Here is a 21,928-nt window from a genome sequence, read left to right on the forward strand (position 1 = left end):
GCATTTCGAAGAAGAATATTGCCTCAACTGAATTGGTGCTGTAGCAGCACCAGAACTATTTTGGGCGGTTCGGCCGCGCTACTGCCCACATGGCCCAGGCGATCTGTTTTTCCAGACCATAGGGGTCGTCACCGATGCGGTAGAGGTTCGCGTGGGTGCGGCCATCGATGAAGGTCACCTGGGACTTTGCGCCAAGGCTGTCGAGGACGGCCTTCAATCGATGAACCGAACCGTCGAGATAATAAGTGTCCGCAGTGCCGACGACGATGTGGAGCTTGCCGTCCAGATCGCGCCTCAGCGCCGGCCAGTTATTGGCCACGCGCCATGCGATGTCGAAATGGTCGCGCCAGTAGATTGCAACGTCCTGGTCGACCATGCCGGTGTCGCGGTCGAACATGGGCATCGGGCGGCCATCCGCCCCTTTGGGCGAGAAAACCCATTCGAAGGAGGTCAGCTGCCCGCCATAAGGACCCAGGACCCGCTCCAATTTGGCGAACTGCTCGTAGGTGGCCAGAATCTGGCCGTCATGGCGCACCAAGGGATAGAGTGCCCCATTGGGCCGCCGATAAACATTGGCTCCGGGTGCATATAGATCGATCCCGACGAAATCGTGGAAGTCGGTGGGATCAGGTGCGGTAGACCATGTTCCGCCGAACACCTTGGGGTAGCGGGTCTGTAGCCACAAAGTCGCCCAGCCGCCGGAGGAGTGGCCGGTGAGCAGACGGCCGCTTGGCCGCGCGTCCATATGGTAGCGTTGTTCGAGGGCCGGGATCAGTTCAGTAGTCAGGGCCTGACCCCAGGGACCGTTGTTGACCGAGTCGGCGAATTCGTGGGTGCCTGTCGGACCGGATTCATCCAGCAGCACATAGATCATCGGCGGGGTTTCGCGCGACGCCATCCTCTGGCGGAAACGCACGGCCCAACTAGCCAGGGTGCGCGAATCCTCACCGAAGCCGTGGGTCACATAGACCACCGGATAACGCACATGGCCGGCCGGATCATAGCCCGGCGGGCGCAGCACCCAGCCGCGCATATGGATTGGCCGGCCCCAGAAGGTGCTGAGCGAGGGACTGACAAAGTCCAAAGTGTCGATATCTGCACGCGCGGCGGCATAGGCGGCGCGTTCGTCGGGCGAGGCGCTCAATGGTGGATCGAGTGGAACGCGATCAGGATGACCGAGGGTCAGCACCAGAGCGGGCGGTGCGTTCCCTGCGCCGATTTCCAGCTTGACCACCGGCGAGGTCGCATCCTCGGCGGTGCGCCCGAGATAATTATAGTCGTGGTTTACATCCAACAGCGCCTGCACGGCATAGCTACCCGGCTTGAGCGCCGAAAATGGTGTTGGAAACGCCAGGCGATCGAGATCGATCCACCGGCTCCCGCCGGGAACGATGCGACTGGTTTCCTGAGCAGCAACATGCACATCAAGGACCTTGCGGATGTTGATATCCACGGCCGGCGGTGGTTGACCATGATTGGCAGCCACCGCCTCGTCCCAGGGCTCGGCGAACACCAGCAGGCGGCCGGATTCGGCTGCGGGCGCTTTGTCGCTGAGTGTGACCCGTAGCAGCAGGGGGGAAGGCGTGGCCGCCTGCACCGCACCGACCAGCAGGACGCTGGCCAGAGATGCGGCGATCAGGTTCTTGAGCATGGAAAACCTCTTGCCAAGACTGTCAGTGGTAGGGCTAGCGCGCATCCGCAGGTTCAATAGTTTGCGCCGAAACTGGTGAGATGAAATGCTACAGCCACCCAAAGGATGGATAGCGCTGCGGCAGCACGCAGCGTCGGCCATGCTCGGGCGAACCAGGTCCCTGGACGCGTCCAGGAGCGGTAGGCAATCCAGAGAGCGCAAGCCGCCAGACCCGCGAATCCGATGGCGCTCGTGATTTCGAGAAGCCATATCCATGCGTCCAGGCTGGCGTCGGTGGCGCCGAGGGACTGGAAGAGCAGCATCCACCCACCGAGAATCGCCAACGCCAACCACGAGAGGCCATGGATCAACCGGTGCAGAGTGAGGTCGATGCCCGTCAGGCCCAGAGACGCGCCGTATCTCCGTCGAGCAATGGCGCCCGCCGGCCAACCCAACGCGGTTATCGCGATAATCCCAAGGCCCGCCAGAAAGGCCGGCATCAGCCAGGCTATATTTCGGGTCCATGGCGTGGGTTCCCAAACCATGAAGGGGGACACCGCATCGACGCTCCAGCGCACCACTTTACCGTTCTCGACCTTGGCGCTGAGGCGCTGGGGGCCGTAGGCGTCCTGCCACAGGAACGGCGCGATCTCGATCCACTTATGGGGGCGGCTGCTGAAATCATAGGGCACTTGCGGGCGCCCATCTTCATCTAAGCCGATATGGGTCTGTCGGAGGAAGTTCGCGGCATCGATAAAGTTGGTGAAGGATCCGCGACTCAAGGAATAGTTGCCGACCAACAGCTTGGCATGGGCTTTAGCGGTGGACAGTTCCAGCGGGGCCCGCGCGGGAACAGGAAAATAGCGGTCGCCGAAAGCCTGGAACAAGCCAAGCCGAATATCGAAGCTTTCCGATTCCGTCGCGCCCGCACTGTTCATGACCACGAACACCCCGGTATTCTGAGCCGGGAGCAGCCACAGATAGGCGTGGGCGCGATTCAGATCCCCCGCGTGACCGACGGCGCTTAGTCCATTGACCTGCTGTTCATAAAAGCCGAGCGCCATGCGATTGAGTCCAGGCAGCACGACGTTGGTCGGCGCCAGCATCTGGCGTGCGGTTTCCGGCCGCATCAGGCCTGCGCCATGGTTGAGCAGGGCCATCATGAACTTTGCCATGTCACTGGCTGAGGCTGATAGCCCGCCCGCCGGAGGTATGGACACGAGCTCAAACGGCTGGGGGCTCTGGGACGCGATCACATAGCCCTTGGACATGAAAGGCGCGAGCTTAGGCGGCAACGGCTGGCGAAAGGTGGAATGCGCCATGCCGAGCGGCCAAAATATGTTGTGTTCAACATAAATGTTGAACGGCATTCCGGATACCCGCTCCACGATGTACCCCGCCAATGCGCAGCCGTAGTTCGAGTAGGCAGGCGTAGTCCCCGGGGCAAATATCCGATCGGGCAGCATCCTCCTCAGCACCGCGCCCAATGGAGGAACGTCGCCGGTCGATCTGATCCCATCCTTGAAGACGTCACCGAAGCCGGGCGTGTGGGTCATAAGATCCCGCATGGTGATAGGACGGCCTCGAAAGGGCGGGATCTTGAAATCGAGATAGCGGTTCACATCGGCGTCGAGGTCGATCTTGCCCTGTTCCACCAGCTGCATCACCGCGGTCCAGGTGAATAGTTTCGAGACGGACCCAGGACGGAAAAGTGTGAGATCAGGATCGACGGCCTTACGCGCCGCCACGTCGGCATAGCCGAAACCGCGCGCGGTCAGGACTTGACCGTCCTTGACGATCACCACCGCCGCGCCGGCAATATCGGCCTGCTGTAGCGCATAGGGCAGGAATCCATCGAGCCACGCGTCAGCGTCAGTCTTGGAGAGGTCGTGTCTGGTGTTGCCGGATGCTGGCGCGGTGGACGCCAAAGCTGGCGCCGTCACCCTCGAGGACAAGATTAAAGCGCGAGCAGGCTGGGCCAAAACTGAAGTAATAGGCGAAATCGACAGCAGTAGACTGACGAAAATCATTATTATTCGTTTCACGGTCATCTCCAAATTCAGGCAATCGCGATGGTCAGTGACCGCAAGCAGCGCACCTCCGGTGCGGATCAGGTTCATTTGGCCGGATTCCAGCCCTGCCCTCGCAGGACCATTCCGGGCTTGGCTCCGGTATGGCGCCCACCGTCAACGACGACGGTGCCGTTCACGAGCACATAGTTGATGCCCTGAGGAAGGGCCGTCGGCTTTTCATATGTGGCAAGATCCTTGATCTTGTCATAATCGAAGATGGTGACATCGGCGCGCAGTCCGAGGCGGATGGCGCCGCGGTCGTACAGCTTGAATCGTGCCGCAGGCCAGGACGTCATCTTCCGAACGGCGTCTTCCAGTGTCAACACTCGCCGGTTGCGCACATATTCGGAGATGATGCGCGGAAAGGTGCCGTAGGCGCGGGGGTGGCCATCCACTTCCTGATCACCCGATGCTGCCGTCGCATCGCTGCCGATGCTGGTCCAGGGAAAGCGCAGCGCGGTTTCGATATCCTTTTCGTTCATCCCGAAATAGAGCGCGATCGGCCGGTGTGGCGCGCCTGCGATAACGATGTCCCAAGCCACATCGGCAGGGTCGCGTTTGAGCGCGCGGCCGATCGTTACCATGTCCTTGAATCGATACTGGTCATATTTCGCGTTGTAAGCGGCAACCAGAACGACATGGCGCCATCCGCCCGAAGCGGTGAGGAGGTTGGTCCACCCCGGCATCGATCCTGCCGCCACTTGTTGTTTAAGCTTGTTACGGATCGAAGGATCGGCGAGCTTGGCCAATCCCTTTTCCTTGCCCTCGGCCCAGACCCAGTTCGGAACGGTGATATCAAGCCCGGTTCCCCCGGCGGTGTAGGGATACATGTCGGCGGCGATGTCGACGCCCCGCGCGCGTGCATCGTCGATCAGCTTCCCGACGGCCGGCATGAGCTTGCCCCAGCCGGGCGCGAACGCCGCCTTCAGATGGTAAATCTCGACCGGGATGCCGCTCTGTTCGGAAATGGCGATCGATTCCGCCACCGCCGGGAGCAGCTTTTCACCCTCGTCGCGCATGTGATTGGCATAAATGCCGCCATATCGGTGGGCGACCTTTGCGAGTTCCACCAGCTCCGGTGTCTGCTGGTAGCTTGCCGGGGCGTAGATGAGGGCAGTGCCAAGCCCCATGGCGCCGGCGCGCATCGCTTCGTCAACATGCGCGCGCTCCCGATCCAGCTGCGCGGACGTGGGAAGGCCGTCGACATCCCCCATCACCTCGACCCGGGCCTGGCTCGCGCCATACAGCGTACCGAAGTTTAGCGAGATGCCCCCTTTCTGCAGCTGGTCGAAATAATCGGCAAGCTTGGCCGATCCGACCGGCGCACCGACTTCGCCTGCAATTGCCGTCGTGACGCCCTGGAGTAGCTTGCTCTCCGCTCGACCGTCCTGAAGCAGGCTGTCGCCGGATTGATCCATATCGTCGATCCATCCGGGCGTTACGAATTGTCCAGCAGCGTCGATTTCCCGCGCGCCGCGTCCCTCGACGGTGCCGATCCGCACAAAGCGTCCGTCCTTTATCGCGACATCCGCGCGGACCCACGGATTTCCACTGCCATCGAGGACCTTGCCGTTGCGGATCACCACATCATAGGTTGCGCCCGTCGCGGCCGCCGTTTGTCCCCGGCCTATTGCGGCGACCGCGCTCAGGATGACATCCGGGCGATCATGCGCGACTTCGTGCGAACTCTTGTCGGCAACGATCAATGTGCGATTGGGGGCCTTGCTCGCGAACAGCGCATGTGCGTTACGCCAGGCTTGGGCATCGGCGGGATCGGGTTGAGGTGGCGTCTCGGCGACGATCACCGCCACGGGAACCGAGGCCGGCCACTCCATCTTGTAGAAGGCACGGGAAACCGACTCGAACGATGCGCCCAGCGCCAAAAGCTGTCGGCTTGCTGGCGTAGGCGGCGCCTTACGCATTTCCTCCATCAATGGCGCATAGACCTTGATCTGCCGCGCAATCATCTCGTCCGTGTAAAATTCGGGTACGTTCGCATCGACCATGACGGCGCCAGCGAACCAATCGGGATGCCGTGCGGTTATGCCGGTGGCGATCTCACCCGCCAGCGAATGCGAAACCAATATAGTGCCGCGCGTAGCACCCAACGCCCGCAGGCCGGCCTCCAGATCGTCGATAGCGCCGGTGAGACTCCACGGACCCGGCGCTTCTTCGCTCCCGCCAAATCCTGCGCGGTCATAAGTGATGATCTGTGCGCCTGTCTGCTTGGCGAGTTCGGGCACGAAAGTCGACCAATAAGACGAATCATTTCCACCGCCCGCATCAAGCACGATGGCTGGCAACTTCCCCGGAATGACGTGAAACGCGATCTTGCGCCCATCGCGTTCAACGATGCGGGTGTCGGCTGTGACGGTGGCGGCGTTAGCCGTTTTTATGGGAGCTGGGGCAGCAATTGCGGTGACCGAAAGAACTGTACCAAACAATAGAGTGATGGCAATTTTCAAACGCATCGGAGAGTGTTCCCTTGAATAAGAAGGAACGGAAGAAAATTCTCCTCCGTCCCTGGATTATTTAGAACTTGGCGTCGAAAGCGACGCCGATCACCCGTGGCTGGAGCACAGTCGACGATATTTGCGATACGGCATTCGTTAAGCCATTCTGGAGCACATTGTACGACAGGTAGGCGTGGCGATCGGTCAGATTCTTGGCGAACAACCTGACGGTATAGCGATCGTTCGAAAGGCTCGCATTCACGTCCAGCGCGGCATAGCCGCCCAAGGGGAACGACAATGGTGAACTGTTCACCTGCGAAATCCGTTTGCCGACCAGCCGCAGTCCGGCGCCGAGGCTGGCATCCCATTCACTTGAAACCGGATGGGTATAAGAGGCCCGCACCGAGCCGCTCCAGCTGGGGATATAGGGCAAATGATCGCCCTTGAGACCGTCGATCGGAGGGGCGTCCTGGGTAAGAACGGCATGGACATAAGCGATGGTGCCGTCGAACTGCAGCCCTTCTACTGGTCGCAGCGTGACATTGCCCTCGAACCCTTCGCTCTTCGCCTTTCCACCATTTGCGACAAAGCTTATCCCTCCATTCGAAGCGATCAGCTGAATATCCTTCCAGTCAATGTGGAAGGCTGCCAGGTCGAGCAATACGCGGTCGTCCAGAAATTGCGTCTTAAGACCCGCTTCGTAGTTGGTGAGGGTGTCCGGCTTGAAGGTCGGCGGCGCGCCGAATAACGCTATGTTCGGGCCGCCGGGCTGGTAGCCGCTGGCGACGCGCGCATAAGCCATGATCTTATCGGTAAAGCGATATTTGGCGCTGGCGGAATAAGTCGTGACGCTGTCACGGGACTTCTGGTCTAATAGCAGCTGGTCGCCAATCAATGCGGACGTAGCGATCTCGCTGAACTTTTGATGGTTCTTCGAGTAGCGGACTCCCCCTGCAATCTCGATTTGATCGTTCAGGTGAAGGGTCAGGTCGCCGAACGCTGCATATTCGGTGTAAGATGACGGGAGCGCGGCGTCGAAAATCGGATCGAAAGGCAGCGGCGTCCCGTCCGCTGCGAGCGCATCCGGGCGCTGGAAGTTGGTGGCTTTCTCATTGGTGAAGAAGCCGCCGATCAACCATTCCAGCTTGGCCCCAGGCGAAGACTGCAGGCGGGCCTCCTGCGTGAATTTTTTGAGATGCAGCCTGTAATGGCTTTGCGACGTACCCGCCGGGAAACCGAGGAGCGGGTAAGCGATACCGAAGATGTAGGTCTCATCAATGGCCTGGTGCGTTCTTGTATCCGAATAGCTCGTCGCCGAGACGAATTCGGCGCCCGCAACGTCATAATTGATCATGCCCGAATAATATTGAATCTTGCTCTCGAACGGTTGCGGACGCTGATTGTTATCCGCCCATTTGCCTACCAGCGGTCGCAGGGTGGCCGGGTCGAGAGGGACATTTGCGTTACCCTTCGACCGGATGCGATTGTAGAGAGCGTTGAACTTGATCTTCAGATTATCGGCCGGCTCCCACAGCAGGCCAATTCGCCCGTTGATCTGATTATAGCCGTTCTGGTCCTTTGTCCCCAATAGCGGGTTGTCGATGTAGCCTGGGGTGTGCTCGACGGCCAAGCTCGCCGTTGCGCCGAGCTTACCATCAATGATCGGCCCGCTGATCAGCCCACGAGCACCGCGGCCTATACCGTCCGAGTGAGCCATGGTGGAGCCGCCAACACCAAATTGAGCCCTGAATTTGGACAATGACGGCTCGCTGAGAACATATTTTATCAGGCCACCCATCGAACTCGCACCATAGAGCGTGCCTTGCGGCCCTCGCAGCACCTCGAGCCGATCGAGGTCGTAGGGCAACAGGTCGAGCATGAAGGAGACGGCGCCCGCATGGGCACTGCTGCTGCCGACGGGCGTGTCGTCTATATAGGTAGCAACCGTAGCGCCTGGTCCGACGGGGGCAACGCCGCGAATACTGATCATGGTCTGACCAGGGGTTCCGGCCGAATCTATTTGCAGACCGGGGACATAGCCGCCGATGTCGGTCAGGGACTTGACCTGGGTATCCGAGAGCAGTTCACCCGACACTGCGGTTACGGCCTGCGCAACGATCTGAATGTTTTCGGACCGCTTGTTGGCCGTCACGATGATTTCGTCCGTCTCCGCGGCTGCGCCTGCTGTTTGAGCGTGAGCGACAAAAGGGATGGCCAAGGCAAGAGCGCTGGCCGTTGCCGTCAGCAAAATGGAACGATATTTGTAAGGCATATGCATAGCCATTCCCCTTGTTAAAATTGCTCAGTTATTACCCCGTTATTTTGTTCTGCTTGAATCGGTCTTGTCCGATCGGTGCGAGCGCACGAAAAAGGCGCGCGGGCGAAAAATCATTTTCCTCGATTTTCATCGCTTCCAGATCAGCACTCACCGACAACTTAAGGAGAAGCTTCGCTGCGAGACTGCTAAGCGCCGGAGCCGTTTGAATCCCATACCCTCCTAGGGCCGCCATCCAGAAAAAGCTGTGCTGGCTTGGATCGAACCCAACAACCGGTGACCGATCCTTCACGAAGGTCCGAAGCCCCGCCCATTTGCTCTTGATGCGCCGCACTTCGATGGTCGTGTATGTCTCGACCCGATCCACGGCGATCGCGATGTCGAGTTCTTCCGGCTGGGCATCCTCGGGCTCGGACAGCGTCTCGTCCGCCGGCGAGATCAGCATCAAGCCCGCATCGGGCTTCATGTAGAACGATTCCTCGGCATCGAGGATCATCGGCCAATCATGGGCGTCCAAGCCCTCCGGCACATCAACAAGGGCCGCCGTCCGACGGCGCGGTTCGAGGCCGACCGGCCTTATTCCCGCCAGGCTCGCTATATGATCCGCCCACGCACCCGCCGCGTTCGCAAGGATCGATGCACGATAGCATCCTGCCGACGTTTGCACGCTCCAGCGCCGCGTCCCCCAATCATAGCTGATCGCTTCGACCCGAGCGCTGAGAACGAGCAGTCCGCCATTCCGCTTCAATTGGCCGACATAGGCTTGGTGCAGCGTGTGAACCTCGATATCGGCCGACGCGGAATCGACGACCGCGCCGAGCAGTCCTTCCGGTTTTAAGACGGGACAAAGCGCGAGCGCGGCTGCCGCATCGATCAAGTCGAGATTGGAGCCTGGCAGCTCCGCAGCGATATACGTCTCGAATGCCTCTCGCTTTTCCTCGCATCCAAAAATCATCACCCTGCGAGGCGCTACCAATCGGTCCTGGGTAAATTCCGGCGGCGGCGAAAAGAAGAAGTCCCGACTCGCACGAGTCAAAGACCGTATGATCGGGTTGCCGTAAGTTTCCGCAAAGAGCGCGGCGGAGCGTCCTGTCGAATGATAGCCGGGTTGCGCCTCCATTTCCAAAACGGCGACCCGCTTGCAGCCGGCGACTTGGGCGGCGAGCGCGGTTCCCGCGATCCCTCCGCCGATAACCAGAATGTCGAAATCTTTGTCGCTCATGAATCGATGCAACCTACCTGGAATCGATATAAAATTATCATAAACACATAAAAATTATATGTCATGGGGAATTTTCTCGGTATGGACGATATCTGGACGGTTGGTGTGCGAAAGCCGCATTGCTCACGAGGCGCGCGCCAAGCGTACTGACGGAAAGATTTGCCAGTTGGGAGAAAATTGGCGATCAGGGCACATCCCTATCAACCGAGCAATTGCAATATGAGCGACGAAGCCCAACCCGGAACCATCCTCAAACGACTTCGGGCGCAACGCGGGTGGACCCTGGCGAACGTTTCGGAACGCACAGGCTTCCCCATTTCGACGCTTTCGAAGATCGAGAAGGGTCAAGTCTCGTTGAGCTATGACAAGCTGGCCCGAATCAGTAAGGGGCTGGACGTCGATATCGGCATTTTCTTTGCCGGTGCCGGCGAGGATCCGGGCGGGTCGCAGATCACCTCCAGCGGACGGCGCAGCATCATTCGGAAGGGCGAAGGGCGCAACATCAGAACGCGGTCCTATCTGAACCGTTTCCTTGCAACCGATCTGCTCAACAAGCGGTTTGTGCCGATCTATGGTGAAGGTTTCGCGACCTCGATCGAGGAGTTCGGCGAGATGATCCGCCATCAGGGCGAGGAGTTCTGCTATGTCCTTGAAGGGACACTGGAGTTCCACACCGAACTATACGCTCCCGCGATTCTGGAAGCGGGCGATTCGATCTATTTCGACAGCGGGATGGGTCACGCCTATATTTCGGTGGGCGAGGAGCCGCTCCGAGTGCTGTGTATCTGTTCAGGCGATGAATCCAAGCTGATCAGCACGGTGGAAAATGTCCAACCGGAGGCAGCGTCCAGCCGCAACGGGAAGAAGGCCAGGCCCGTCGTTTCCCGCAAACCGAAGAGCTGAATTCAGCCCCGGCCGGTTGCCGCCGCCAGCCTCTCGACCTCCGCCGCCAGGCCTTCCGCGGCCAGCGCGATCAATTCCTCGCCATGGCCGGCGGTTGCCTGCAGCGGATTTGATCCCATGCGTCCGTCAGGATGGCGAGCGCGGAAATCCACAGCGTCGCGAATGGGACCCGTCGGCGCGATACGCGGTTTGCATTCGGCGATCTTGATCGAGTCCGGATAAACCGCCTGGGTCACTGCGATCTCGGAGGGTTCGGCATGGCTGCCATGGCCCCTGGGAAATTGCCGACGCGCCAGTGCTTCCACCCCGGGCAGTTGCCACCAGTTGCGGAGAATCAACGCCAGGCCCGCACGGTGCCGCACATAGCTTGCCTCGGCATAGATTTCGGAAAAAGCGGCCTCGATCGTGGGGATGTTGCCACCGTGACCGTTCAGAAAATAGATCTTTTCAAACCCGTGCAATGAGAGGGAGGCAACCCAGTCGCGCAACGCGAGGATCATCGTCGACGGGCGCAGCGATATCGTCCCGGGAAAGCCCAGATGGTGCTGCGCCATGCCGATATTGAAGGTCGGACCAACGAGTATCCCGGCACAACTCGCCTGGGCGCGGTGTGCGATGATTTCCGGGCAAAGCCAGTCAGTTCCCAACAAGCCGGTCGGCCCGTGTTGTTCGGTCGAACCGATCGGAATGACGATCGTTCGCGAGCGGCGAAGCTGGGCCTCTATCTCGGGCCAGGTGGACAGGTGCAGGATCATGCAATCGGCTCCGGCAGCGGGCCGGCCAGCTCGCTCCCGACCGGGCCATCCGACGTTGCCCTCCGCGTCATGCGATGCACCCATGATGCGACGCCCATGAGCGCGACGCCGGCCGCGCCGACCAGGGCAGCGTGGAGCAGCCAGAAATCCGCCGGAGGCCAATGTTCGTACAGCGAGCCCAACCGGCCGCTGATCACGCTCCCGAAGAAATATGACAGCGTGTAGATGCCGACCATCGTACCGCGGGTTCCCCGGGGTGCAGCTCCGGTAAACAGCGAGTTGGCGTTGGGTGAGAAATAGAGCCAGCCGACATTGGATATGAGGTGGAACGCGATCGGCATGATCAGCAGCACCTTGCCCTGATCGTTCACTACCCTGTCGCTCGCGGCCAGCAACAATACCCCCGCCGCGAAGATGAAACACCCTATCGCCATGCGTACGATCTCGTCGGACCTGACCCCGGCCTGCTCGCGCCTTTTCCACCACAGCAGCAGCAGGGGCAGGGCGAGCAAGGGGGAAAGCCCGTCGAACGCCTGAAGCCAGGGCACCGGCACGGTCCATCCGCCGACCGCGAGATCGACATGATCGCGCACCCACAGATTATAGCTGTTCCAGATCTGGGCCTGTGCCACCCAGAACAGGGTGCAGAACGGTACGAGGGAAGCGAGGGCGAGGAGCGCGCGCCATTCCCGCTTGGTCAGCGGCTCCGACGCGCTCTGCGCAACGACGACGTCTCCCGGCGGCAGAAATGACTGGCCCGCAGCGTACCAGATCAACCCGGCAAGCATGCCGAAGCCGGCAAAGGTGAATGCGACATGCCAGTCATATGCCTGGCTGAGCCAGCCCGTGATGAGCGGCGAGACGAACGCGCCGATCGCAACCATGCTGGCATAGACCTGGAAGGCGGTGGCGCGGCGGCTGTCCTCGGGGGCGTACAGCTCCGCCACCTGCGGCGCGAGATTGCCGCGCAGAAAGCCCGCGCCCAGGATGATCAGCGCCAGCGCGAGCAGGAAGCTCGCCTCGAAGGCCATGCAGAAATGGCCGGCGGTCATCAAGAGCGCGCCCAGCATCACGGCGCGCCTCCTGCCAAGCCAGCGATCGCCGACCAGGCCGCCGAACAAGGGAGTGAGATAGCTGAACCCGACATACAGTCCGAATATCTGCGTGGCCAGGCCCTGGGTGGTGAGGTCGTCGAAAACGCCTTCGATCGCCGCCTTGACCCAGGCAAAGCCGGCGACGTTAGCGGGGTGTCCCGGCGCGAACAACTGCTCGACCATGTAGAGGACCAGAATCGCCTGCATGCCGCTGAACGAGATCCGGTCCCACAATTCCGTCCCAGCCAACACGACAAGACCGCGCGGATGGCCCAGGATATTCGTCTGCGAAGTGGTGGTGGTCGCCATGGATCAGGACTCTGTCATGCTGGTCGCCAAGGAGACGAAGCGGCGGTTCATTGCGTCGCCAATCGCTTGAGAAGCGCCCGCGCGGCGCTTTCCTTGACGGGGCCGAAGCCACGGACCGCGAGGGGCGCGTTCGCAAGCTCGATCACCGCGGCCACATCCTGCGCAGCGAGATCATCGATGCGACGGCCAACCGCCGCCAGATACGCATCGCGCAGTTCGCACTCGATCCGCCGGTCGAGCGATCGGCCGAAGATGTCCAATGGCGTTTCGCGAAGCCATCGAAGCGATGCGAGAAACCTGAACACCGGAAAAATCCAGGACCCGAAGGCGTACTTGCGCGGCCGGCCGGTGTTGGGATCGCGGCGAGCAAGCAGCGGGGGCGAGAGATGCACCTTGATCGCCCGGTAGCTGCCAAATTCATGCGCCAGCGCGTCGCGGAACCGCCCATCGGAATAGAGGCGGGCAACCTCATATTCGTCCTTGTATGCCATCAGCTGGTACGCGCCGCGCGCGACGGCCCAGACCAGCGCCTCGCCCGCTTCCAGGCCATCCGCGGCGCGGCGGGTTGCCGTCAGCAGGTCCGCATACCGCTTTGCGTAGGCGCGGTTCCAATATGCCGAGAGGTCGACGATGCGAGCCGCTATGAAGGCATCCACGTCCAGCGCGTCTGCCGCCGTCGCCACCTCTGTCAGCGCGGCCGATCGCCCCGCGGCAAAGGCCCGCAAGTTCGCGGATACCGCCTTGCCGTTGACCGCGATCGCCTGCTCTATGGCATCGAGCGAGAGCGGAATGCCGCCGCGCTGCCAGGCATAGCCAAGCATCATCATGTTGGCCGCGATGGCGTCGCCGAACAGACGTTCGGCGAGTTTCGTCGCCGGGAAAATTTCCGGTTCCCGCTCACAGGATCGGGCAAGCGTTTCCGCCAGCCCGGCTGCCGAAGGGACCGCCTCCCGATCGGACTGGAACGCCGCGGTGACCATCACGTCGCCGTTGGCCACGATCAGCGTGTCTGGCGCTATCGTCTCCAGGCATTCAGGCTGGGTGGCCGCGATCATGTCGCAGGCGATCACCGTCGCCGACATCGCCGGCCCGATCTTCGCCGACAGGACCGCATCACGGTTCCGGCTCAGGCGGACATGGCTGAAAACGGCGCCGCCCTTTTGGCTGAGCCCGGTCATGTCGAAGAGGTTCACGCCCAGCCGCTCGATCCGTGCCGCCATGCCGAGAATGGCGCCGATCGTGACGACGCCGGTGCCACCGATGCCGGCAATGAGGATGTCGAACACCTGCGCGATCGCCGGAATTTGCGGCATGGGAAGTTCGCCCGTCGGGGCATCGGCGCTGGGGCGCATGTGCCCCTTGGCCCCCTCGACCGTGACGAAGGAGGGGCAGAACCCCTTCTGGCACGAGAAATCCTTGTTGCAGGCTGATTGATCGATGCGGCGCTTAAGACCCAGTTCGGTATCGAGCGGCTCGACAGCCAGGCAATTCGACTGGACCGAGCAGTCGCCGCAACCCTCGCATACCGCCGCGTTGATGAAGACGCGCCTGTCGGGATCGGGGAAGTTGCCGCTTTTGCGGCGTCGGCGTTTCTCGGCCGCGCATACCTGGTCGTAGATCAGCACCGTGATGCCGGGTTGCTCGCGCAGCAACCGCTGCACGACTTCGAGTTCGTCGCGATGGCGCAGATCCGTTCCCGGCGGCAGCGGCTCGTCGGCGAACCGATCGGGATTCTCCGAGAGCACCACGACGCGCTTCACGCCTTCCGCCGAAACCTGGCGAACGATGGCGCTTACCGAGAGTTGTCCCTCCACGGGCTGTCCGCCGGTCATCGCCACCGCATCGTTGAACAGGATCTTGAATGTGATGTTGACGCCGGCCTGGACCGCGGCGCGTACCGCGAGGGAGCCCGAATGATTATAGGTGCCGTCGCCCAGATTCTGGAAGATGTGCGATGTTGTCGTGAAGCGGGAGAGCCCGATCCAGTTGGCGCCTTCCGCGCCCATCTGGCCCATGGGCAGCGGGTTCCGGTCCGGATGGAAGACGGCCATGCCATGGCACCCGATCCCCGTAGCCCCCATCGATCCCACCGGCACTTTGGTCGACGCATTGTGCGGGCAGCCGGCACAGAAGGCGGGCCTCCTGCCCATGGCAGGCACAGGCGGCTCGATCGCGGGTCCGATCACCCGGTCCGGTTGAAGATCGGCAAGAACGCCTGGCAGGACGGCCATGATCCGGGATGCTATCGCCCGCGCGACGATATTGCCGTTGAGCGGCGCATCGGACGGCAATAGCGGTGCGCCGTCGGATGTGGTCTTGCCACTGATCGCGGGACGTATCGTGCGGTTGAAGAGAATCTGCTTCGCCTGAATCTCGGTATGCGCCTGCTTCTCCTCAACGAAGAGGATTTCGGCTGCGGCGGATGCTGCGGTGATCAGACCTTCGGGCTCGATCGGGTAGATCAAGCCGATCTTGTACACGCCGATGCCAAGTTCGCGACATTTGCCATCATCCAGGCCCAGCAGGGCCAGCGCGTCGAGCACGTCCGAATAGGCTTTGCCCGCCGTGGCGATGAGCAGCTTCGGCTCCTCCGCACCAAAGCATATCCGATCGAGATGGTTGGCGCGGGCGAAAGCCTGTGCACGAGGCAGCTTGTATTGCAGCAGGCGAGCTTCCTGGCGCTGCATGGCGAGAAACTCTGGGCGCACATGCACCCCTCCATCCGGAAGCGCGACATCTGGAAACGTGAAGTCGGGGGGCAATGAAAGATCGAGCACGCCGGTCGATTCGGCGGTTTCGTTGACGACCTTGAGCCCGACCAGGGCGCCGGAGAAGCGTGACATCGCGATTGCGGCAAGCCCGAAGGGAAGCACTTCGGCGACCGTGGCGGGATAAAGGATAGGCACCCCCCAACTCGCCAGGGTCAGGTCGCTTTGATGCGCGGTCGTCGACGACTTTCCAGCATGATCGTCGCCGAAGATCAGCACGACGCCGCCGAGTCGCGACGTGCCCGCCAGATTGGCGTGCTTGATCGCGTCCCCCGAACGATCGACGCCCGGTCCCTTGCCATACCAGATGCCGAACACGCCATCGACCGTGCGACCGGGCACGAAATCGATCTGCTGGGTTCCGGCGACGGCGGTAAGGGCAAGATCCTCGTTCAAACCGGGATCGAAGGCCACATCCTGCGCGGCAAGTGCCTCCGCCGCTTTCCATAGCTCGGCGTCATAGCCGCCCAAAGGCGAGCCCCTGTAACCGCTGATATAGCCTGCGGTATTGAGTCCCCGGCGCTTGTCGAGCTCACGTTGGACGATCGGCAGGCGCACCAGCACCTGCCGGCCCGCGACCAGCGCCCGGCCTGTGCCGATCCAATATTTTTCGTCGAGACTTGCGGGTGGAAGCGCGGACATCGATTCTCGTTTCGGGCCGAATTGCGGTGATGCAGTTGACACAATGTCATATTCTCATAAATGGAGAAATATACCGTTGCAGAAAAATATTTTCTTTTATAGAGAATTTCTGAATTTGCTGAAGGCATGAGAGGGCGGCGTGATGGAGTCAGGGTCGAATTGGTTCCGCCGCTTTCTGCTTCCAGGCTTCGCATTCAAGGCGGTGGTCATCGGCGGCGGCTATGCGACCGGGCGGGAACTCGCGACGTTCTTCATGCCGAGCGGTCCCGCCGGCGGGATTCTCGGGATGCTCGTCGTGACCGCGATCTGGAGCCTGGTGTGTGTGCTCACCTTCCTCATCGCGGTACGGGTTGGGGCGCGGGACTATCGCGCCTTCTTCGTCCACCTCCTCGGGCCGCTCTGGCCGGCATTCGAGATCGCCTTTGTCCTGGGCATGATTCTCATCCTGGCGGTGTTTGCCGCAGCGGCCGGCGCGATCGGACATGCCTTGTTCGGCTGGCCGTCGATGATCGGGGCGCTCCTGCTCGCGGGATCAATCACGGTCTTCGCCACCTTCGGAAACGAGTCGGTGGAACAGCTTTTCAAATACGTCTCGTTCTTCCTCTACGCGACCTATGCCGTGTTCCTGTTCCTTGCGCTCACGCGGTTTAGCGGGCCCATTGCGAAGGCGTTTGAGGTGCCGGTGCAGCCGGGGTGGTTTAGCGGCGGCCTAACCTATGCCGGCTACAATGCCGTGGGCGCGGTGCTGATTCTGCCGGTCTTGCGCCACTTGCGCGGTTCGCGCGACGCGCTTGCCGCCGGGCTGCTTTCGGGCCCGCTCGCGATGTTGCCCGCGATCCTGTTCTTCGTGGCGATGTGCGCCTTCTATCCGCAGATCGCCAATGAGACGTTGCCTTCGGACTACCTGCTGGCTCGCCTCGACTTTCCCGCGTTCCGCTATGTTTTCCAGATCATGATCTTCGCCGCGCTTCTTGAAAGCGGCACGGGGCAGGTTCATGCCATCAATCAACGCATTGCGCTTGCCTACGCCAAGCGACGTGGCACGGAACTGTCCAATAAGGCCCGCGCAGCCGTTACGGTTGGGATTCTCCTCGGCGCGATCGTCGTTGCCGACCGGATCGGCCTCGTGGCGCTGATCGCCGATGGTTACCGTTGGCTCGCCATCGCGTTCATCGCCATTTTCATCTTCCCGCTGCTGACCGTCGGCATCTGGCGGCTACGGCGCGATCACGGTGGATCGCCGCAAGCGGCGACAGCGCAATAATATCAACCGGAGTTCGTAAATGACGCCTCATCTAGTTGCATCTGTCGAAAGCGATTCCCTGCTGTTCCTCTCTGGCCAATTGCCCTTCGACGCCGATCGGACAATCTCCGCCGCCGATATCGACGGGCAGACGCGCCAGGTTCTCGCCAACATCATCGCTGTGCTTCGGCCTCAAGGCCTGACGCTGGACGACGTCGTCAAGGCCACGGTGTGGCTCAAGAATGCCTCGGATTTCGCTGCCTTCGATGCTGCCTATGCAGACTGTTTCGGCGTCCACAAACCCGCTCGCTCGACAGTCGTGAGCGACCTGGTGGTGCCCTCGGCCCTGATCGAGATCGAAGTCATCGCCCGTTGCCGCGCAGGCGGCGCGGCATAGGATTGGGGGATATAATGAGTAACGTGCTTATCACGACCGGTGACCTGCGCTTTGTCGGGCGCCTCGAACGCGAATTGGCGCCGCGGACGTGCAGCTATTTCGAAGCGCGACTGCCCTACATCACCAAATTCATTCATGTTCGTTGGAGCGGCGAAGCATGCTGGGTTCCGATGGGCGATGAAGCAATGCCCTTCGGGTTCGAGAACGCCACGAGCCACCCCGCGCCTGGTCAAATGATCTTCTATCCCGGCGGCTATAGCGAGACGGAGATCCTGTTGGCGTATGGCGGCGTGCGCTTCGCCAGCAAGCTGGGCCAGTTGGCCGGAAATCATTTCCTGACGATCATTGAGGGGCTGGAGCAATTGCCGATACTCGGCAAGCGGACCCTTTGGAAGGGCGCGCAGGAAGTCCGGATAGCGCGTCAATGAAGCCTGTCAAATCGAGTTATGCGCTCTATGACAGGCCGCCGCCGGCCGGTGCGCCAATACTCGATCTTGACCCGTTCTCGCTTCCATTCATGGACGCCCCTCTGCCGGGTCATGCGGCGCTGCGTGACGCGGGTCCCTATGTGTGGCTGTCGCGATACGATATCGGCGCGGTCGCACGATACGAGCAGGTCCGTGCCGTCCTGGCGGACTGGAAGACCTTTTCGTCCGCGCGCGGCGTCGGCATGGAAGACTTCGAGGTGCATGGCCGCTTCCGCCTGCCGAGCCTGATCCTTGAAGCCGACCCGCCCGAACATTCCGTTTCACGCGACATATTAAGCAGGGTTCTGTCGCCGCTCGTTCTCAAGACATTGCGCGAGCGGTTTTTTGAGGAGGCAGACCTGCTGGTTTCCGAACTCCTCGAGCGTAGAACTTTCGACGGGATCAAGGATCTGGCGGAAGCTTATCCCCTCCGCGTCTTCCCCGACGCCATCGGCATGAGCCGCGACGGGCGCGAGAAACTTCTTCCGCATGCCGACATGCTGTTCAACTCTTTCGGGCCACGAAACGCGCTGTTCCAGGCATCGGCGGACAAGGCCAATTTTGCGTGGGTCGACCAACAGGGCCGGCGCGAAATGCTCCAGCCTGGCGGTTTGGGCATGATGGTGCATGACGCCGCCGAGCGGAAATCCATGCCTCCCGAAAAGGCGGCCATGCTGGTCAGGGCACTGCTGCAGGCCGGGCTCGACACCACCATCAACGGTCTCGGCGCGACGCTGCATTGCTTGCTGCAGGCCCCTGATCAATGGCTTCTCCTTCGACAAGATCCATCGTTGGCCAGAGCAGCATTCGACGAAGCGATCCGCCTGGAGTCGCCGGTCCAGACCTTCTTCCGCACCGCCACACGGGATACGACGCTGGGAGAGATTGCCGTCAATTCCGGCGATAAGGTTCTTATGTTTCTGGGAGCTGCGAACCGTGACCCCCGTCAATGGGCGGCGCCGGATCGCTATGACATCATGCGTCGGACCATCGGCCATGTCGGCTTTGGCGCAGGCATCCATGCTTGTGTCGGCCAACTCTTGTCGAAGCTCGAAGCGGAAGCGCTGCTTTCGACCTTCGCCCGGCGCGTCAGATCGATGGAAATGACGGCGTCTCCAGAGCGTCGATACAACAACACCCTTAGAGGGCTGGCCACACTGCCCGTCGCGATACGGTGATGCGTCGGCAGAGCTGTCAGGGGCGCTACGAGATCAAGCACGGGGATTTTATCCGACCGTTGCCGGCCTTACGACACGCGTGGAATGCTGTTGTAAGCGCCCGGATTTCGCATTTTTCACCTGTCTCCGACGCCGCGATGCGGCTCGCCAGTCAACGGAGACAGCCTCAGTGACCCAGCCTTCGGCCATCGTTCATGCACGCGGCACCGCGATGCTGAAGAGCGCACTGGGGCCGGCGATCGCGGCGTGGCTCGACGACGGTAATATCTCCGAGATCATGCTCAACGCCGATGGACGGCTGTGGGTCGATTGGCTCGATAGCGGCATGGCCGCGACCAAAGAGCGGCTGACGGCGTCGGCTGCAAAAGCCGCCATTTGCAGCCCATCATGGGCTGAAGCCCCACATACCCTAATGCAAACTACAGATTCCTGAGCCGGGTAAATGCGGACTCGCCTTTCTTGCGGTCCAGAAACGCAACATATCAACCGGCGCAAGCTTTCTCTTGCAGGAGCGATCGCAAAAGAGTAGTCATATCCGACATTTTATCGGATATTATCGCATTTGAGAGGATGATCATGCCTGGCGCAACCGGCCCAGCAGGCACCGAAGCGGCAGCCAAAAGGGGGAAATTTTTAAGCCAGATGCGACGGGTTCCCGGCGCTGTCGCCATTATCGCCACGCAGGCAGATGGCGCTCGGTCCGGCCTTGTGGCGACCGCTTGGACATCGCTGTGCGCCGACCCGCCGATGCTGCTTGTCTGCGTCAACCGTTCGGCCAGCGCGCATCCGCTGATCTTGCGGGCGGGCGCCTTCAGCTTGAACCTGCTCGATGAAACCGAAACCGAAACGGTCGCGATTTTTTCCGCGCAAAGGGGACTCGATGGGGACGCCCGCTTCCTTCCGGGATGCTGGAGTCCAAGCGCGCAGGGGCAACCCCTTCTGCGCTCCGCTGTAGCTGCCTTTGAATGTCGCCTGCACGAAACCCACGATTATGGAACCCACACGATCCTGATCGGCCATGTGGAGGATATGAGAAGCCGGGAGGACGCCCATCCCATGCTTTATCTGGACGGGCGATTTGCCAGGGCTGCCATGCCGACCGAAAGCATGCCCAATTAAATCGATTAATTGTCGGATAAATAACTGAGGCTCGACGGTCCAGCCCATCCGCAGCAGGAAGAATGAATGATAGACAAAATCGTACAGAGCATGCGCGAAGCCGTGAGCGATTTGCGGGACGGCGCCGCCATCATGATCAGCGGTTTCGGCGACGCGGGCATGCCGGGCGAGTTGGTCGATGCCGTGATCGATCATGGCGCCGGCGACCTCACCGTGATCAGCAACAATGCCGGGGCTGGCGAAACCGGCATCGCTGCGCTGATCAAGGCAGGGCGGGTGCGGAAGGTGATCTGCTCCTTTCCCAGGCAAGCCGCTTCCCATCATTTCGACGCGCGTTATCGGGCGGGGGAAATTGAGCTGGAGCTGGTCCCGCAGGGTAATCTGGCCGCGCGGATCGAAGCCGCCGGGGCCGGTCTGGGCGCCATCTACACGCCGACCGGCTATGGCACGCTGCTGGCGGAGGGCAAGGAGACGCGGGAGATCAATGGCCGCCATTATGTGCTGGAATATCCCATCCACGCCGACTTCGCCCTGATCAAGGCGCGCGCGGGCGACCGCTGGGGCAATCTGGTGTATCGCAAGGTCGCGCGCAATTTCGGCCCGATCATGGCGATGGCCGCCAAATGCACCATTGCGCAGGTGAGCGAAATCGTGCCGCTGGGCGATCTCGACCCCGAAACGATCGTGACGCCCGGCATCTTCGTGCAGAAAATCGTCCGCTGCACAGTCCCCGCGCAAGCCGCTTGAAACAAGGACAAGCCATGCAGCCTCTGAACCGTACCGAAATCGCCGCCCGCGTTGCCCGCGACATTCCCGAGGGCGCCTATGTCAATCTGGGCATCGGCCTGCCCACCAAGGTCGCCGATTATCTGCCGCATGAGCGGGACATTTTCCTTCAGAGCGAGAATGGTCTTTTGGGCATGGGACCCGCGCCGGCCGAGGAAGATGTCGACTGGGACCTGATCAATGCCGGCAAGCAGCCGGTGACATTGCTGGCGGGCGGGGCCTATTTCCATCATGGCGACAGCTTCGCGATGATGCGGGGCGGCCATATCGACATTTGCGTGCTAGGCGCCTTTCAGGTTTCGGTGAAGGGCGACCTCGCCAACTGGCATACCGGCGCGCCCGACGCGATCCCGGCCGTCGGCGGCGCCATGGATCTGGCCATCGGCGCCAAGCAGGTTTTCGTGATGATGGACCTGCTGACCAAAAGCGGCGAAAGCAAACTGGTCGAACGGTGCAGCTACCCGCTGACCGGCATCGGCTGCGTGTCGCGCGTCTATACCGACGTCGCGATCTTCGACGTCGGGCCGGATGGCGCGCGGGTCGTGGAGATGGTGGAGGGCATGACGTTCGCGCGCTTGCAAGAACTGACCGGCGTTGATCTTCATGCATCGTGAA

General features: G+C 61.3%; 17 protein-coding genes. 9 read left to right on the top strand and 8 right to left on the bottom strand.

Annotation, left to right across the window (positions count from 1 at the left end; translation table 11 throughout):
* Positions 1-55 precede the first annotated feature (55 nt).
* From RUH75_RS08800 to RUH75_RS08820, 5 genes are all read right to left on the bottom strand, one after another.
* Positions 56-1,792, bottom strand: coding sequence for an alpha/beta hydrolase (locus RUH75_RS08800; RefSeq protein WP_313804591.1), 1,737 nt, complete (start codon positions 1,790-1,792; stop codon positions 56-58).
* Positions 1,705-3,750, bottom strand: coding sequence for a serine hydrolase domain-containing protein (locus RUH75_RS08805; RefSeq protein WP_313804594.1), 2,046 nt, complete (start codon positions 3,748-3,750; stop codon positions 1,705-1,707). Before RUH75_RS08805 ends, RUH75_RS08800 begins: the two co-directional genes overlap by 88 nt.
* On the bottom strand, positions 3,747-6,005 hold the full coding sequence (locus tag RUH75_RS08810) for an alpha/beta fold hydrolase (RefSeq protein WP_313804597.1): 2,259 nt from the start codon (positions 6,003-6,005) through the stop codon (positions 3,747-3,749). The genes RUH75_RS08805 and RUH75_RS08810 overlap by 4 nt, the downstream gene beginning before the upstream one ends.
* 229 nt (positions 6,006-6,234) lie before the next feature.
* On the bottom strand, positions 6,235-8,433 hold the full coding sequence (locus tag RUH75_RS08815) for a TonB-dependent receptor (RefSeq protein ID WP_313804600.1): 2,199 nt from the start codon (positions 8,431-8,433) through the stop codon (positions 6,235-6,237).
* 31 nt (positions 8,434-8,464) lie between these two features.
* Complete coding sequence (locus RUH75_RS08820) at positions 8,465-9,652, bottom strand: FAD-binding oxidoreductase (protein WP_313804603.1); 1,188 nt, start codon at positions 9,650-9,652, stop codon at positions 8,465-8,467.
* A 219-nt stretch (positions 9,653-9,871) separates the two neighbouring features.
* Between RUH75_RS08820 and RUH75_RS08825 the strand changes: the two genes are divergently transcribed.
* The gene (locus RUH75_RS08825) at positions 9,872-10,555 is read left to right on the top strand and encodes an XRE family transcriptional regulator (protein ID WP_313804606.1); all 684 of its coding nucleotides are present in this window, start codon (positions 9,872-9,874) and stop codon (positions 10,553-10,555) included.
* A gap of 2 nt (positions 10,556-10,557) precedes the next feature.
* Here RUH75_RS08825 and RUH75_RS08830 read toward each other — a convergent pair whose 3' ends face one another.
* From RUH75_RS08830 to RUH75_RS08840, 3 genes are read right to left on the bottom strand one after another with little or no spacing between them, the layout of a single operon-like run.
* On the bottom strand, positions 10,558-11,310 hold the full coding sequence (locus RUH75_RS08830; protein ID WP_313804609.1) for a creatininase family protein: 753 nt from the start codon (positions 11,308-11,310) through the stop codon (positions 10,558-10,560).
* A complete protein-coding gene (locus RUH75_RS08835; protein WP_313804612.1) occupies positions 11,307-12,713 on the bottom strand; it encodes a peptide MFS transporter in 1,407 nt (468 codons plus the stop codon). The genes RUH75_RS08830 and RUH75_RS08835 overlap by 4 nt, the downstream gene beginning before the upstream one ends.
* Before the next feature lie 47 nt (positions 12,714-12,760).
* Positions 12,761-16,123 carry an indolepyruvate ferredoxin oxidoreductase family protein gene (locus RUH75_RS08840; RefSeq protein ID WP_313804615.1) on the bottom strand — a complete coding sequence of 1,121 codons (3,363 nt, stop codon included), beginning with the start codon at positions 16,121-16,123 and terminating at the stop codon, positions 12,761-12,763.
* Between the two features lie 142 nt (positions 16,124-16,265).
* Between RUH75_RS08840 and RUH75_RS08845 the strand changes: the two genes are divergently transcribed.
* The 8 genes from RUH75_RS08845 to RUH75_RS08880 all read left to right on the top strand — a co-directional run bounded on the left by RUH75_RS08845 (position 16,266) and on the right by RUH75_RS08880 (position 21,927).
* On the top strand, positions 16,266-17,387 hold the full coding sequence (locus tag RUH75_RS08845; protein ID WP_313804618.1) for a hypothetical protein: 1,122 nt from the start codon (positions 16,266-16,268) through the stop codon (positions 17,385-17,387).
* 19 nt (positions 17,388-17,406) lie between these two features.
* Positions 17,407-17,763 (top strand): RidA family protein, encoded by a 357-nt coding sequence (locus RUH75_RS08850; protein WP_313804621.1) that lies wholly within the window; start codon positions 17,407-17,409, stop codon positions 17,761-17,763.
* A gap of 14 nt (positions 17,764-17,777) precedes the next feature.
* Positions 17,778-18,191 carry a DUF3830 family protein gene (locus tag RUH75_RS08855; RefSeq protein ID WP_313804624.1) on the top strand — a complete coding sequence of 138 codons (414 nt, stop codon included), beginning with the start codon at positions 17,778-17,780 and terminating at the stop codon, positions 18,189-18,191.
* Positions 18,192-18,280: 89 nt separating this feature from the next.
* The gene (locus RUH75_RS08860) at positions 18,281-19,408 is read left to right on the top strand and encodes a cytochrome P450 (protein WP_313804627.1); all 1,128 of its coding nucleotides are present in this window, start codon (positions 18,281-18,283) and stop codon (positions 19,406-19,408) included.
* Between the two features lie 169 nt (positions 19,409-19,577).
* Positions 19,578-19,841, top strand: a complete 264-nt coding sequence (locus RUH75_RS08865) for a hypothetical protein (protein WP_313804630.1) — start codon at positions 19,578-19,580, stop codon at positions 19,839-19,841.
* Positions 19,842-20,050: 209 nt separating this feature from the next.
* Entirely contained in the window at positions 20,051-20,527 is a 477-nt protein-coding gene (locus RUH75_RS08870; RefSeq protein WP_313804633.1) for a flavin reductase family protein, read from the top strand.
* A 66-nt stretch (positions 20,528-20,593) separates the two neighbouring features.
* Positions 20,594-21,274 carry a 3-oxoacid CoA-transferase subunit A gene (locus tag RUH75_RS08875; protein WP_313804636.1) on the top strand — a complete coding sequence of 227 codons (681 nt, stop codon included), beginning with the start codon at positions 20,594-20,596 and terminating at the stop codon, positions 21,272-21,274.
* Positions 21,275-21,288: 14 nt separating this feature from the next.
* Positions 21,289-21,927, top strand: a complete 639-nt coding sequence (locus tag RUH75_RS08880) for a 3-oxoacid CoA-transferase subunit B (RefSeq protein ID WP_313804639.1) — start codon at positions 21,289-21,291, stop codon at positions 21,925-21,927.
* Position 21,928 lies beyond the last annotated feature (1 nt).

It is taken from the genome of Sphingobium sp. (genome assembly GCF_032153725.1).
GTDB lineage: Bacteria > Pseudomonadota > Alphaproteobacteria > Sphingomonadales > Sphingomonadaceae > Sphingobium.